Source organism: Sphingobium sp. YR768 (assembly GCF_900111125.1).
Lineage (GTDB): Bacteria > Pseudomonadota > Alphaproteobacteria > Sphingomonadales > Sphingomonadaceae > Sphingobium.
Genome location: NZ_FOGE01000019.1, coordinates 76,940 through 90,467 on the forward strand (window position 1 = coordinate 76,940; position 13,528 = coordinate 90,467).

The 13,528-nt window shown below is 62.1% G+C and carries 15 protein-coding genes; 9 read left to right on the forward strand and 6 right to left on the reverse strand.

Going from position 1 to position 13,528, the window contains the following annotated elements; translation table 11 throughout:
• Positions 1-39: 39 nt before the first annotated feature.
• From leuC to BMX92_RS18970, 5 genes are read left to right on the forward strand one after another with little or no spacing between them, the layout of a single operon-like run.
• Positions 40-1,416, forward strand: a complete 1,377-nt coding sequence (gene leuC, locus BMX92_RS18950) for a 3-isopropylmalate dehydratase large subunit (protein ID WP_093019382.1) — start codon at positions 40-42, stop codon at positions 1,414-1,416.
• Positions 1,413-2,015 (forward strand): 3-isopropylmalate dehydratase small subunit, encoded by a 603-nt coding sequence (gene leuD, locus BMX92_RS18955; protein ID WP_093019384.1) that lies wholly within the window; start codon positions 1,413-1,415, stop codon positions 2,013-2,015. The genes leuC and leuD overlap by 4 nt, the downstream gene beginning before the upstream one ends.
• The gene (locus tag BMX92_RS18960) at positions 2,012-2,875 is read left to right on the forward strand and encodes an isocitrate lyase/PEP mutase family protein (protein WP_093019386.1); all 864 of its coding nucleotides are present in this window, start codon (positions 2,012-2,014) and stop codon (positions 2,873-2,875) included. Before leuD ends, BMX92_RS18960 begins: the two co-directional genes overlap by 4 nt.
• Entirely contained in the window at positions 2,875-3,999 is a 1,125-nt protein-coding gene (locus BMX92_RS18965; protein WP_093019388.1) for an alcohol dehydrogenase catalytic domain-containing protein, read from the forward strand. Before BMX92_RS18960 ends, BMX92_RS18965 begins: the two co-directional genes overlap by 1 nt.
• Positions 4,000-4,016: 17 nt before the next feature.
• On the forward strand, positions 4,017-4,820 hold the full coding sequence (locus tag BMX92_RS18970) for an alpha/beta fold hydrolase (RefSeq protein WP_093019390.1): 804 nt from the start codon (positions 4,017-4,019) through the stop codon (positions 4,818-4,820).
• 43 nt (positions 4,821-4,863) lie between these two features.
• Here BMX92_RS18970 and BMX92_RS18975 read toward each other — a convergent pair whose 3' ends face one another.
• On the reverse strand, positions 4,864-5,778 hold the full coding sequence (locus BMX92_RS18975; RefSeq protein ID WP_093019392.1) for a polysaccharide deacetylase: 915 nt from the start codon (positions 5,776-5,778) through the stop codon (positions 4,864-4,866).
• Positions 5,779-6,058: 280 nt separating this feature from the next.
• On the opposite strand from BMX92_RS18975, the gene BMX92_RS18980 reads away from it, so the two are divergent.
• A complete protein-coding gene (locus tag BMX92_RS18980) occupies positions 6,059-6,751 on the forward strand; it encodes a hypothetical protein (protein WP_093019394.1) in 693 nt (230 codons plus the stop codon).
• Positions 6,748-7,266, forward strand: coding sequence for a VOC family protein (locus BMX92_RS18985; RefSeq protein WP_093019396.1), 519 nt, complete (start codon positions 6,748-6,750; stop codon positions 7,264-7,266). The genes BMX92_RS18980 and BMX92_RS18985 overlap by 4 nt, the downstream gene beginning before the upstream one ends.
• 15 nt (positions 7,267-7,281) lie before the next feature.
• Here BMX92_RS18985 and BMX92_RS18990 read toward each other — a convergent pair whose 3' ends face one another.
• From BMX92_RS18990 to BMX92_RS19005, 4 genes are all read right to left on the reverse strand, one after another.
• Complete coding sequence (locus BMX92_RS18990; protein ID WP_093019398.1) at positions 7,282-8,859, reverse strand: FAD-binding oxidoreductase; 1,578 nt, start codon at positions 8,857-8,859, stop codon at positions 7,282-7,284.
• Complete coding sequence (locus tag BMX92_RS18995) at positions 8,856-9,215, reverse strand: hypothetical protein (protein WP_093019400.1); 360 nt, start codon at positions 9,213-9,215, stop codon at positions 8,856-8,858. Before BMX92_RS18995 ends, BMX92_RS18990 begins: the two co-directional genes overlap by 4 nt.
• A gap of 34 nt (positions 9,216-9,249) precedes the next feature.
• Positions 9,250-10,464 (reverse strand): class I SAM-dependent methyltransferase, encoded by a 1,215-nt coding sequence (locus tag BMX92_RS19000; RefSeq protein ID WP_093019402.1) that lies wholly within the window; start codon positions 10,462-10,464, stop codon positions 9,250-9,252.
• 159 nt (positions 10,465-10,623) lie between these two features.
• The gene (locus BMX92_RS19005; RefSeq protein ID WP_093019404.1) at positions 10,624-11,436 is read right to left on the reverse strand and encodes an alpha/beta fold hydrolase; all 813 of its coding nucleotides are present in this window, start codon (positions 11,434-11,436) and stop codon (positions 10,624-10,626) included.
• Positions 11,437-11,618: 182 nt separating this feature from the next.
• Between BMX92_RS19005 and BMX92_RS27445 the strand changes: the two genes are divergently transcribed.
• Entirely contained in the window at positions 11,619-11,933 is a 315-nt protein-coding gene (locus BMX92_RS27445; protein WP_177185145.1) for a hypothetical protein, read from the forward strand.
• Positions 11,933-13,084, forward strand: coding sequence for a class I SAM-dependent methyltransferase (locus BMX92_RS19010; protein WP_177185146.1), 1,152 nt, complete (start codon positions 11,933-11,935; stop codon positions 13,082-13,084). Before BMX92_RS27445 ends, BMX92_RS19010 begins: the two co-directional genes overlap by 1 nt.
• Positions 13,085-13,288: 204 nt before the next feature.
• Here BMX92_RS19010 and BMX92_RS27720 read toward each other — a convergent pair.
• A partial coding sequence (locus BMX92_RS27720) for a hypothetical protein (protein ID WP_218145805.1) occupies positions 13,289-13,528 on the reverse strand: 240 nt, incomplete at its 5' end.

Below are 13,528 nucleotides of genomic sequence, written 5' to 3' on the forward strand. Positions count from 1 at the left end.
CTGTTCCCGTCGGTCGCGCAGCCGATAGCATCGCCCATCATGCCACGCACACTTTACGATAAGCTATGGGACGCGCATGTCGTCCTGAACGACACCAGCGGTCGAACTCTGCTCTATGTCGATCGCCATCTGCTGCATGAGGTCAGCACGCCGCAAAGTTTCGAGATGTTGCGGCAGGAGGGGCTTGCGGTGCGCCGCCCGGACACCCAGCTGGCAGTGGCGGATCATAGCGTACCCACCCATGATCGCGGACAACCGATCGAAGATCCGCGCGCCGCCGCGCAGGTGAGCCTGCTGGAGAAAAACTGCGAAGATTTCGGCATCGAATATCTGTCGCTGACAGGGGACGATCAGGGCATCGTGCATGTCATCAGCCCGGAACAGGGCTTTACCCTTCCAGGCGTGACGCTGGTATGCGGCGACAGCCATAGTTCGACCCATGGCGCATTTGGCGCGCTCGCCTTCGGCATCGGCGCCAGCGAATGCGGCATCGTCATGGGCACGCAGACGCTATGGCAGACCCGTGCCAAATCCATGCGCGTGACCTTCGATGGCGTCGTGCAGCGGGGCGTGTCCGCGAAAGACATGGCCCTGGCGCTGATCGGTCGGATCGGCGCTGCGGGGGCCGTCGGCCACGCCATCGAATTTGCTGGTGACGCCGTGCGGGCGCTGTCGATGGAGGGGCGCATGACGCTCTGCAATATGGCGATCGAGGCGGGTTCGCGCACCGGCCTTGTGGCCCCTGATGAAACCACCTTCGCCTATGTGCAACGACGCCCCCGCGCGCCTAAAGGCGCGATGTCGGATGCAGCGCTTGCCTATTGGCGCACCCTGCCGTCCGACGCAGGCGCGCGTTTCGATCACGAAATACGGATCAACGCCGCCGCCATCGCCCCGCAGGTAACGTTCGGCACCAGTCCGGATCAGGTGCTGTCGATCGACCAGATCGTCCCCGCCGATACAACGGCCGGCCGCGCCCTGGACTATATGGGCGTGCAGGCTGGCACGCCGATCGCAGGCCTTGCCATCGATCATGCCTTCATCGGCAGTTGCACGAACGGCCGGATCGAGGATCTGCGCGCTGCGGCTGCTATCGCACGGGGAAAGCAGGTTGCACCGGGTGTACGCGCATTGGTCGTTCCCGGATCGGGCGCAGTGAAGCGGCAGGCCGAATCCGAAGGCCTGGACCAGATATTTCTGGCCGCCGGTTTCGAATGGCGCGATCCAGGTTGTTCCCTGTGCGTCGCGATGAATGGCGACCGCCTGCCGAACGGCGCCCGCTGCGCGTCCACATCGAACCGCAATTTCGAGGGCCGCCAGGGTGCAGGCGCACGCACCCACTTGATGAGCCCGGCCATGGTCGCTGCCGCAGCGATTACGGGCCGGATCATGGACATAAGGACGATGCCGGCATGAAACCGCTCGACAAGGTCGAAGGACAGGCCATGTCCCTTCCGGATTCAGATGTCGATACCGACATCATCTACCCCGCCCGTTTCCTGCTGATCACGGAAAGGCAGGGCCTTGGCCGCTACGCTTTCCATGACCGGCGGGACGCCCCCGGCTTCCCGATCCGTCCTGATGAAGACAGCGCACCGCCTTTCCTGATCGCCGGTCCCAATTTCGGTTGCGGGTCCAGCCGGGAACAGGCCCCTTGGGCGCTCGATGGCCTTGGCATCCGAGTGATCATCGCGGAAAGTTTCGGCGAAATCTTTTACTCCAACTGTTTCAAGAACGGGATGCTGCCGATCCACTTCAACTTGGCGACCGTTACTATGCTGCACGAATGCGCCATCGCGGGAAACAGCTTCGCCGTCGATCTGGAACGGCAGCAATTGAGCGTTCAGGGCATGCGGCCACTGACGTTCGATGTAGCGGCAGGCAACCGTGAAGCGCTCCTCAACGGCTGGAGCGAGATCGCCTGCATCCGGGCGCTGCATACCGACGATATCCTTCATTTCGAAACGGCGCAGCGCGCCGCCGCCCCCTGGCTCTGGCAAGGAAAACAAGCATGACCACCGACACTCGCCTGCGCGACAGGCTCGCTGAAAAGACGTTTTTTGTCGTTCCCGGCGTCCATGACATGATCGCCGCCGTAATGGCGGACCGGGTTGGCTTCGATATCGTCTATGGCACCGGTTATTGGCTGACCGCCTCCACCTATGGCCTGCCTGATGCAGGGATCGTGGGCTATTCCGAGATGGTCGATCGCATGGCCACCGTGAAGCGCACGTCGAAGGCGGCTTTGATCGCCGACGCCGATACCGGCTATGGCGGCCTTCTCAACGTCCACCACACCGTGCTTGGCTATGAGCAGGCTGGCGTGTCCGCGATCCAGATCGAGGATCAGGAATTTCCCAAGAAATGTGGCCACACCCCCTATAAGCGGGTGGTCGCTGCCAAGGATATGGCCGACAAGATCCGTGTCGCGGTGGAGGCGCGCGAGGAAATGCTGGTCATCGCCCGCACCGATGCGCGCCAGTCGGAAGGACTGGATGGCACGCTGCGCCGGCTGGAGGCCTATGCCAAGGCGGGAGCCGACATATTGTTTCCCGAAGCCTTGCAGAGCGAGGAGGAGATGCGCACCGTCTGCGCTGCGTTCGACCTGCCCATTCTCGTCAACATCGCCAATGGCGGCTTGACCCCGCCGCTCAACGCCAGCGTGCTGGCGGAAATAGGTTTTGCCTTTGGCATCTATCCTTCACTGACGGCGCTGGTTTCGGCGGCCGCGATGGAAAGCGCGCTCATTCAGCTGCGTGACAAGGGCGACGGCGAACCGAGCAAGCCACCCGTCTTCGACTTCAAGACATTTTGCAGTATGATCGGCTTCGAAGACGTTTGGGCGTTCGATCGCAAATGGGGACAGGCAGACTGATGCGCATCAAGGCCGCCCTTCTGGACCAGTCGGGCGGTCACGCCCTGCCCTATGACGAGACGCAGCCGTTGCGGATCGCAGATCTGGAACTGGACCCGCCCCGCCCCGGCGAACTGCTGGTGCGGATCGACGCGGCCAGCCTGTGCCATAGCGATCTGTCTGTGGTAAATGGCGACCGGGTGCGGCCCATGCCCATGGCGCTCGGTCATGAAGCCACTGGCATAGTCGAAGCGCTGGGGTCGCCCGAAGACGCCGAATTCGCGGTCGGTGATCGCGTCATTCTGGCCTTCCTGCCCGCATGCGGCGAATGTTCGCGCTGCAAGGGCGGGGAACCCTATATGTGCGGTGCCGGTGCCGCCGCCAATGGGGAGGGCCGCCTGTTGAACGGCGGTTGCCGCCTGCATGATGGCGCGCACGACGTCCACCATCATCTGGGCATTTCCGCCTTTGCCAGCCATGCCGTGGTGGATCGCCGCTCTGCGGTGAAGGTCGATCACGACCTGCCGCCCGAAATCGCCGCCCTGTTCGGCTGTGCGGTGTTGACGGGGGCTGGCGCGGTCTTCAATTCCGCTGCGGTGCGGGCGGGCGAAACCGTTATCATCTACGGCCTGGGGGGCGTCGGCCTCTCCGCGTTGTTGGCAGCGCGCGCGATCGGTACGTCGACGCTGGTTGCGATCGACCCCTCTGCCGAGAAACGCGACATTGCGGCAGGCCTTGGCGCCATCGCCCTTTCTCCGCTCGAAGCGCCCAAGGCATTGCCGGCGCTATTCCCGGACGGCGGCGCGGACGTCGTCTTAGAAACGGTCGGCCGGGCCGCCGTGCTGACCACCGCCTATCAGGCCGCCCGTCGCGGTGGACGCGTCTGCACGGTGGGATTGCCCAACCCGGCAGAACGCTTCGATATTCCTGCCATCTCACTGGTGGCGGAAGGCAAGACGCTGATCGGCAGCTATATGGGTTCGGCCATCCCCGCCCGCGACATTCCGCGCTATATCGCGCTGTGGAAAGAAGGGCGGATGCCAGTGGAAAAGCTGCTAACATCGGTGAACAAGCTGACCGACATCAACATATTGATGGATGCGCTGGAACAGGGGCAGGCCATTCGGCAGGTCATGATCCCCTGAGCCGGTCGGAATCAAGGATGCGTCGGGGCTATACCGATGGACCGTTCGGGCAACTGCATTTTCAGGATGCAGGAGTCGGGCGGCCCCTGATCCTGCTGCATCAGGCAATCATGAGTTCGGCGCAGTTCGACAATGTCTTTGCCCCCTTGATGGCCAGGGGTATTCGCCCGATCGCCATCGACATGCCCGGTTTCGGCATGTCAGACCCGCCGATCAGTCCGCCCACGATCGCCGACTATGCCCGGTCTGTCCTGCCGGTGCTGGACAGCCTGAACATCGGCCGGGCGGCGGTCGCGGGTCACCATACCGGCGCGCTCGTCGCGACCGAACTCGCGCTTGCCTATGTCGATCGGATCCACGCACTTATCCTGGCCGGCCCGATGATCATTGGAGAGGACGAACGGCAGGCCGGTGTTGAGCAGTTGGTCGATCGCGAAAAGGCCTTCCGCGCGCGCCCGCATGGCGTCCATTTTACCGAGATCGCAGAAATCCGCGAGATGCTGGCCGCTGGCACCATCGGCCACGAACGGATCAGCGACTATGTCGTCCAGGCGATGCAGGCCTATGCTCATGGCGCTTACTGGTACGGCCATAATGCGGCCTTCACCTATCACCACGACACGCCTTTACGCCGCTTGAGCCAACCGACCCTGCTGCTGACCAACAGCGGTGACATGACCCATCCATCGGCGCTCGCGGCAAAGGCCATGCGGCCGGATTTTCATTGGTTCGAGATAGAGGGCGGCGGCATCGACATTTGCGATCAGGCGCCGTTCGCATGGGCCAGCGCCATCGCGGACTTTCTTGACCGGCATCCCTGATTGCGGGATCGGGCGGGGGTCCACGCCCCCGCCCCGCCTGCCATCATCCCAACTGGCCGGGGATATGTGCTTCGTGATTCTGGAGATACCATTCGGCAATCTCCTCACGCGTGGCCCACCACACGCCGGGCAGCGACTTGGCATGTTCGATAAATTCCCGCAGCGCTCTGATGCGATGCGCGCGGCCCGACACATGCGGATGCAGGCCCAGATTCATGATCCGCCCAGTCTTGGCGCCCTCGGCATAGAGAACATCCAGTTCCTCGATCAGCACGTCGCGATATTCATCGGTCGTGTAATTTTTGCGCGTGATGAAGGTGAAATCGTTGATTTCATTAGAATAAGGTACCGATACGATCGGACCGCTGGGGGTGCGCAGCAGATAGGGCTGATCGTCATTCATAATGTCGCAGTAGAATGTGCAACCCTGCTCGGCCAGAATGTCCGCCGTCTGAAGCGTGCCGCGCAAAGAGGAGGAGAGCCAGCCCTTCGATTTGCGGCCGGTGAATTTCTCGAACTGCTCCAGCGTACGCAGCACCACTTCGCGCTCCTTGGCCGGATCGCCTGCAAAATTGGTCAGCAATTCGCCCTGTTCCCAATTATGCGTCAGCAATTCCCAACCGCGTTCCAGCACGGCGTCGGTCATCGCCTTGCGCCGTTCAAAGGTAACGGCGTTCGTCGTGCAGCTGGCCTTCACGCCCAGCTCATCGAACAGGTCGATTAAGCGCCACAGGCCCACCCGCTGGCCATATTCGCGCCAGGTAAAGTTGGGGAAATCGGGCGTATTGCCGGGCAGGATATCCGGCAGGATCGACGGCCCGCCTGCATAATAGGGCTTGTCCGTATCCTTCACCAGATCCCATGTTTCCAGGTTGAAGGTCAGGATCAGCGCGACGCGCGCGCCGTTGGGCCAGACGAGCGGATTGCGTTGCGGCAGGGGGACATAATCATATTCCATCGGGCGACTCCGGCTTTGTGGTTGGATGTCAGTGCTATGTTCCAGCGAATGCCCGGCCCTCCGGCGCCTGAAAGGACGGGGGAGAGGACGGGATCGACCGACATCGCCTTCTGTAACGAACGATGTCCATCAACCTTCCATGCGCGGCAAATGTCGCGTTGAGTGTGCGAGTGATGGTGTGAGGCCGGAACCCTGAACCACCCTTTGCCCGCCAGACGGACAATGATGCGGATAGCGCCACCCCTACCCGCCATACTGATAGCCTGCGCTATTGATGACTATGTGCGCTGATCCCATTCTTTACCGCCGTCTGCGCGGCGAAATCGCCTATCGAGGCGATGACGGCGCATATCTTGGCCGTGAATATTTCGACCTTTCGTCCCATCGCGGCGGCCATGTCCTGCGAGCGCAATGCCTGCTGGACGACGCACGACTGATCCGCGACGTTACCCTGTCGATGGCGCCGGACTGGTCGCCGCAGGACGGCTATTGCCGGATCGATCGCGCGGGGCGGACCGACTCCATCATCTGGTTTCGCATCACCCAAAATGGCGTGTATGTGGACCAAAGCCTGCATGGCCAGCTGTTACCGCAGCAACATCTCCCGCTGGAAGCACCACTTCCGTATCTCGGCCTCCACCCATTACAGGGCGACGCCTTAATCGTGGAGCAGCGCGGCACCGATGCACCGGGGCAATATCGCGCGGTGGCGGCCGTCACCAATTCGATCTCGCCCAATGGCGATGAAGCCGTGGGCGCGCAACGGATGCACATTCACGTCGCCTATCTTGGCCGTGAAAATATCTCGGTCACCGCCGGCACCTTTACGGCCCGCCATTATGCGCTGCGCTGGCGGGACGACTGGCCTCCGGCCGACCTTTGGGTGCGGGAACAGGATAATCTGTTCCTGTTCATGCGCTGGCCGATGATTTCCACCTGGTATGAACTCGATACATGGGAAGAACAGCTATGACACAACCGCACGACGCCCCCCTGCGGCCCGTTTCGGCGCTGATCCGTGGCACGATCTTCGTACGCGATCTGGATCGCGCCACGACCTTTTATGCGGCGCTTGGATATAATGACGTCTATTATGAGGGCGTTCTGACCGATCCGTCGGCCTCTACCATCCTGGGCTTTGCGCATCACGGCCCGTTGTCGGTCCGTATCGTCAAGAGCGGCGGTCCCAATTACGGCATGATCGGCCTGTTCCTGATCGACCGATTCCTGATGCCCGACATCATACCGCCGGCAAGCGGCCCGGCGCGGATCGGGGAAGTCGCGCTGGTCTTCTATGTGCTGGACATGGATGTGACACTGACCGCGTTGCGTGCGGCCGGCGCCAGTTGGTCACCTGAACCGGAAGTCTTTCGGATGCCCCACCGCGCCCAGCGCGAAACATGCCTCCGCGATCCCGACGGCATACTCATGAACCTGGTGGAAACCGATCCGGCCGAACAGGAACGGACGGGTCGAGAGGGCGGCTGAAAGCGCCCTCTCCCTTCAAAGGCCCAGATTGCCGGGCGCGATCAACCCTGTGGGATCGAGTTGCGCCTTGATCGCCTTTACCAGCGCCAAAGGCGCTGGCTCCAGCCTGTCGGCGTAGGGATAGGCCCGCCCAAGCTGGAAATTGGTCGCGCCATGGGTAGCGAATAGATCGACTAGATCAGCCTTCAGCTGCGTTGCGCACGCACGTGCCGCCGGATTGTCACCATGACGCGGCAACGACGCCATATAGTCCGCCGGTACGACCGATTCATGATAGGCGCTGATCTCGTCCGGCCAGTAGATGGCGATCTCATACAGGAAACCGCCCGATCCGATCGCCCCGAACATGGAGCCGCACCACACACCCAGCGCCTTCATCTCCGCCTCACGGGATTGGAGGAACGCCATATAGGCTTTATGGAAATCCGGCACGGCGGAATGTGGGAGGTTGCCGTGCAACGGCACCCAACGCTCCCCCGCCGGTCCCAGCACATTATAGAAGGGGGCAAAGGGCATCGCCCGCACGACCGCCGGCACCGTGGCCGCAATTTCCCGGCCCAGACCTTCGTTGATCGCACGAATGCGATGCAGACGGGCGCGCACTTCCGCATCGTCGAAGCCTTCGACGATATAGTGCGTCATATATTTTGCTGCACTGATCTGGCGGCGGGCGGACAGGCCGGCCTTCACCACCTGCTGCAATCCCGAAACGATCGACGGCGAGCTGCGCAGGATGGAAAGCGCCATGCCGATCGACGCGCCAGCACGATCCTGCCGCGCGATCTGCCCTTGCGACAATGCTGCGTCGAGCGCGAAATGCGTATCCTCTATCCGTTCGCGCGCGATCAGGCGCATCGATTCATGCATCGCGTCGAAGGACGGGAAGGCAAAGGAAATTGGCCTGTGCGTCGGCCGTCGAGCGATGACCGGCAGCGTCATCCGCGCCTTGACGCCCAATGCGCCGCAATCGCCGGTAAACAATCCGGTCAGGTCCGGCCCGAAATGGCGCATGAAGGGCGCGACGCCCGCCGCCGCCGTTCCGGTCCGCAGCAGCGATCCGTCCGCCGTCACGATATCCATCGACAGCACGCTGTCCGCAGAGATGCCGTAGAGCGCCGATCCATGGCTGATCGTGTGCTGCGACATGGAGCCACCCACCGTCGCGCGCAGCCCCGAAAATGGGCCCCAAAAGGGCGTCCGCAAATCCTGTGCGGCCAACGCCTCACGCAGCGCAGCCCAGGTCACGCCGGCCTCTACGGTGACATGGCCGTTTACCGCATCGATGGTTATGATGCGATTGAGGCCGCTCATGTCGATCAGCAATTGCCCCTCGTCACGGGCGATATAGCCGTCCGTGTAGGATGCACCGCCACCACGCACGGTCAACGCCATGCCCGCGCCGGTCGCCAGCGCCACGAGCGCCTGAAGTTGCTCCACACTCTGTGGTCGCACCATCGCAGCCGGCACAGCACCTGCACGGAACACATCACTATTATAGGGCGCCAGTGCGTCGCCGGTCAGCAGGTTGGCCGCGCCGACAATCCCGGCCAGCCGCTCCAACGTCGATCCCGCCACGTCGATCGTCTCCGTCATCCGATCGCAATCTCTTCGATCGTCCGGCTATAGCCTTCGGATGTTTCTTCGGCCGATGCCTCCGCCGCTTCCTTGCGCATCAGATAGAACAGCCGGTCCAGCATCGCCTGCCGGCGCGCTTCCCGCTCCTCCAGCGCCGGCTGATCCAGCGTCACCGCCTGCATAGCGCCGGCAAGGTCCAGGCCCTTGTCGGCGGCGGCCCGCTGCATCAGGTCGATCTGGTCGGCCAGTACCGACACTTCGCCGGCCAGTACCATGATCATGGACATCATCTGGTCCAGACCCTTGGTTTCGTAGAAGCTTGGCCGCTTGCCCTTGGCGCTGCGGAGCATCGGCGGGATCGTCTGCGTCGTCATTGCACCTGCCCTATTCTACCCTGTAATGCCTGTTTCAGGCTTGCTTCTGCGCGATCAGCACTTCCCAGCCACCGCCCGGCGCGAATTCGCCAGCCGTAAACTCCCGCACGGCCACGGCGTCGGCCGCGTCCAGGCTGTATCCGGCCGCTTCCGCCTGCGCGAACATCATGACCGCCATGGGGGCAGTGTCGAAACGGATGCTGTCGGCCGGGAAGCCTGCATCCTTTGCCAGCTTTACCTGATCCAGTTCGCGCATCGCGCCCCAGAAAGGTTCGTTGTTATAATAGGTTTCATTGTCCAGAATGAACTGGGTGAACGGGTCCATCAGGTCGAATGGGGGCAGATCCGCGTGGATCATGTAGCCACCCGGTGCCAGCAAACGATGACATTCGCGGAAAATCTGCGGCATCGCCTTGCCCGACGTTTCGTGCAGCAGGATGTGGCTAACGACCAGGTCGAAATGGCCATCGGGGAAATCCACCTTTTCCGCATTCATCTGTGCGAAATTGACGTCCAGCCCCATGGCGCCCGCGCGGGCATGGCCATAGCGTACCTGCGGCCCGCCGACATCGACACCCCACACTTCTGCGTCAGGGAACAATTCCTTGTAGGGCAGTGTGGAATGACCGACCGTGCAGCCCAGGTCCAGGATGCGCCGCGGCTGGAAACCCTCCAACTTCGCCTTGATATACAGGCAGACGGAGCGGCCCATATCGTCGTTGTCGGGTCCGGTATAACCCATCGCATAAAGGAACACGCCCCGGTCATAGAGCGCCCCCAAACGCAGGTCGTCCTGCCCCGGTCGTCCCGCATAGCCACCCGGCATGCAATGGATATCGAGCGCGGAAACATAGCGGGGCACCTCAAAGCCTTCGCCGATCCGCAACTCGCCCTTGTTACTCGCCGCCGCCTGCTCCGCGCGCGCGATCAGCCCCTCGCCCTCGCGATCGATGCTGTCGATCACGCTGTCCCACAGCAATTCCTGGCTGATACGATTGACCGATGCATAATGCTGAAAATAAGCATCGGGCACCATCGCCTTGCGGATGTCGTGCCGATCGGCGGGTGCACGGCCCGTTTCCTTCTGGAACCGCTCCGCCGCCCGTGTCCGATAGATGGGACCAAGGCCGGGCAATATGCCCTGCTGCACATAATGTTTCAGGCTCTTGACGAATTCCTGACGCGACAACTCGGCTGCGTCGGCTTCCGGCAGGGCGGCGTGGTTAGCCTGCTGAAACGTGTTAAGCATGTCTTACCTCTTCTATCGCACGGGTGACCAACGCTGCCATCCCCTGAATCTGGGGTTACTGTAGCAGTGACGATCAAGGCTATCGAATGCGCTATCGATTGAGGGGCATTCCGCCTGTCTGGTCGACAGTCGGATAGGGCGCGGCTCTGCTCCTGGGGGTCAGCCGAAGAAGACTTCCAGCTCGCGAACGACCTGATCATGCTCGATCGACAACACGCCATGGCGCACGCCTGGCATGTCATGCCGCCGCCCCTGCGGGAAGCCATCCGACGTGTCGCGCGTGACATCCCACAGATCGTCCTGCGGGTTGAGGATCAGCGCAGGCTGAACCACGCGGGTCATCGCCTCCAGGAAATCATAGCGATAGACCGCTTCATAGGCCCAGGGCATCCGCGTGCCGAGCCGCAGGCATTCCGCCATCGCGACGTGCATCTGCTCTGCGCTCATGCGCGGGTCGGACAGTTCCAGCATGATCGCCCACAGCTTTTCAACATGGTCAAGATTGCGCTGTGGTACGGGAAAATGCTCCCGCAACCGCGCCAGCTTCGTTGCCCGCATGTCCGGAGGATAGGCCGCCAGCCCGAACATCGCCACGCGCCGGATCAGGTCGGGAAAAGCGCAGGCCAGCTGCGTCGCGATCAACGATCCGGTATGATAGCCGAGCAGGTCGACCGGGCCTTCGCCCACAATCCCCGCCTTGGCCAGGTCGCTCAGGAAGGCGGCCATGACCTCGGCAAAATCCTCGATCGTCACGGGTGCGGGCGGCGGATCGCTCATGCCATAGCCGGGCGTATCCACGGCTATCACGATACGCCGCTTACCCAGGGCCGGCATGACCGGCGCCCAGTCGCCACCATTGCCGGGCGTCTGGTGCATGCACAGCAACGGCGGCAGGTCGCCCGGCACGGCCGGACGAACGATCCGGTAATGAAGCAGCCCGTAGCGACTGGGCAGATAGGCTCGATCGATCATGGCTGACGGTCATCCCTTCCTATGCGGCATGGCCGCGCGTCTTTGCCAAAAAGGCGCGATGGGCCGATTGTCAGCCAGCCCGGCGAGATGATTGTCCGCCAGTTGGATAGATGGCGACGAAGGATAACGGCCGGTCCTACGCGAGCGCACAGTGTGCACGGTATAAATCAGGAGCGCGCGCGATGACGAGTATAATGCCGCGGACACCCAAGAGGCTGGACCCGATCGAGGGGATCGCGCCATTTGACGAGCAGTTGCTCGCTATGGTGACTGCACTGACGTCCGAAATCGCCATGGTACGCGCACGCCTCGACACATGCGAAAGATTGCTCGTCAACAATGGCGTGATCGGTGCAGCGGCGATCGAAGCCTATGTGCCGGACGCATCGGCGCAGCAGCAGCGCGAGCAGGATCGCAACCGGCTGTTGCGCAAGGTTTTTCGTCCCTTGCACGAAGCGGCGGCAGCGGAACTATCGGCAGGACAGGGAGTGGTATGATGAACGCCTTCAACGAAGCCAGTCCGCGCCTGACGCACGATCTAATCGCCCAGCCCAGCCATGACGAGTTGACCGAACAGCTTTTCGTGCGCGACCTCAAACTCTATGTGATGGGGCAACTGGAACCCAAACAGAAACAAATCGCGCTGGCGGAGGCCGCCGCCCTCGATCCGCGGACGACCAACGACGCCGTCGGCTCGGTCCGCAGAAAGATGGAGGGGCGCGCCAGCTTTGGCGCTTGGCTGGCAATGAAGCGGGAATCGCAGCGGATGCTGTGGTCGGCGGTCGGCGACAGCGTGGAGCGGCAGGCCGACCGGCTGGCGGCGTTGGCGGACATTTCCGATCCACGGGGCAGCGTCACGATCGACCCCGACTTCGCCGTGCCGGACTATATCGCGATGGCCGACGTGCATCTCATGCCGGGCGGCTATGGGCTCGACGATGGTTCGTTGTTGCAAGGCGCGGTGATGGATCGTGGTGGCGCCGTATACATGCTGGGTCGCAACGGCGGGATGCTCAACGACCTGCGCGGCCAGACGGCGCTGGCGCATGTTCTCACCCGCATGCCCGATATCCAGCCTCTCCGCATTCTCGACATGGGGTGCGGCGTCGGCACCAGCGCCGTCCCGGCAGCGATGTGCTTCCCGGATGCGGAAGTCACCGCGATCGACGTGGGCGCCTCCATGTTGCGCTATGCGCATGCGCGCGCCGAAAATCTGGGCGCGCGCGTCCATTTTTCGCAGCAAAGTGCCGAAACTACGACCTTTGAGCCGGCATCCTTCGATATCGTCTACAGCTGCGCGCTGCTGCACGAAACCTCACCCCAGGCGGTTCAGGCCATTCTTGCGGAAAGCCGGCGACTGTTGCGGCCTGGCGGCATAGCCGTTCATCTGGAAGTGCCGCTGCTTCACAGCAGCAACGATCTCTGGTCGGAATTATCGGACGAACTGGAAGCGCAATATAATAATGAGCCCAACTGGCGGGGCGCCCTGTCGGCCGACTATGGCAGCTTGATGCAGGAAGCGGGTTTTCACGACATCATGACTGGCTATCAGGCCACAGCATTAAACGCGCGCGGCGGGCCTCATCATTTTGGGCAATCGTCTAAAGGAGTATTCCGTTCCTGGTTTGTCGCGTCAGGTCGAGCCTGATGCAACCGGTCCATTTGCAAAGACAGGTTCCGGGTTCACGGGCTTCAGCATGAAGCGATTGGTGGTGGTTGGTCGGTTGGAACGTTAGTCTCCGACGCTGCGCACCAATGCCGACAGTGCCTAAAACGACAACCTAGACCCACACGCCACCTCCGCCGCTTTCAAGATCGGCGACGAATCTATTGATAATGCTAGCTTTATTGCTCATCCCAGACGATGGATAATTGGACGGACCTCTTTATAGAACTGAGGTGGCCTCGCCTTCTTTGACAGGTTGGCGGTTAAGTTAAGCTCATCCTGGTTGTTGTTGATGCCGCCATTTGGGTGATCAAATCCTGGAGGGCATGCCCCCCCCAGGATTTGAAGCGCCGATTTGCCCATATGCCTCGCCTGGGGTTTTCCCTGCAAGGCGTGAATGCGGACGATGGTTGTCATAATAGGCGA

Bases quoted from the DNA above. Each gene is read 5' to 3' on its own strand.
- leuC (WP_093019382.1), top strand. From the start codon at position 40: ATGCCACGCACACTTTACGATAAGCTATGGGACGCGCATGTCGTCCTG.
- leuD (WP_093019384.1), top strand. From the start codon at position 1,413: ATGAAACCGCTCGACAAGGTCGAAGGACAGGCCATGTCCCTTCCGGAT.
- BMX92_RS18960 (WP_093019386.1), top strand. From the start codon at position 2,012: ATGACCACCGACACTCGCCTGCGCGACAGGCTCGCTGAAAAGACGTTT.
- BMX92_RS18965 (WP_093019388.1), top strand. From the start codon at position 2,875: ATGCGCATCAAGGCCGCCCTTCTGGACCAGTCGGGCGGTCACGCCCTG.
- BMX92_RS18970 (WP_093019390.1), top strand. From the start codon at position 4,017: ATGCGTCGGGGCTATACCGATGGACCGTTCGGGCAACTGCATTTTCAG.
- BMX92_RS18975 (WP_093019392.1), bottom strand. From the start codon at position 5,778: ATGGAATATGATTATGTCCCCCTGCCGCAACGCAATCCGCTCGTCTGG.
- BMX92_RS18980 (WP_093019394.1), top strand. From the start codon at position 6,059: ATGTGCGCTGATCCCATTCTTTACCGCCGTCTGCGCGGCGAAATCGCC.
- BMX92_RS18985 (WP_093019396.1), top strand. From the start codon at position 6,748: ATGACACAACCGCACGACGCCCCCCTGCGGCCCGTTTCGGCGCTGATC.
- BMX92_RS18990 (WP_093019398.1), bottom strand. From the start codon at position 8,859: ATGACGGAGACGATCGACGTGGCGGGATCGACGTTGGAGCGGCTGGCC.
- BMX92_RS18995 (WP_093019400.1), bottom strand. From the start codon at position 9,215: ATGACGACGCAGACGATCCCGCCGATGCTCCGCAGCGCCAAGGGCAAG.
- BMX92_RS19000 (WP_093019402.1), bottom strand. From the start codon at position 10,464: ATGCTTAACACGTTTCAGCAGGCTAACCACGCCGCCCTGCCGGAAGCC.
- BMX92_RS19005 (WP_093019404.1), bottom strand. From the start codon at position 11,436: ATGATCGATCGAGCCTATCTGCCCAGTCGCTACGGGCTGCTTCATTAC.
- BMX92_RS27445 (WP_177185145.1), top strand. From the start codon at position 11,619: ATGACGAGTATAATGCCGCGGACACCCAAGAGGCTGGACCCGATCGAG.
- BMX92_RS19010 (WP_177185146.1), top strand. From the start codon at position 11,933: ATGAACGCCTTCAACGAAGCCAGTCCGCGCCTGACGCACGATCTAATC.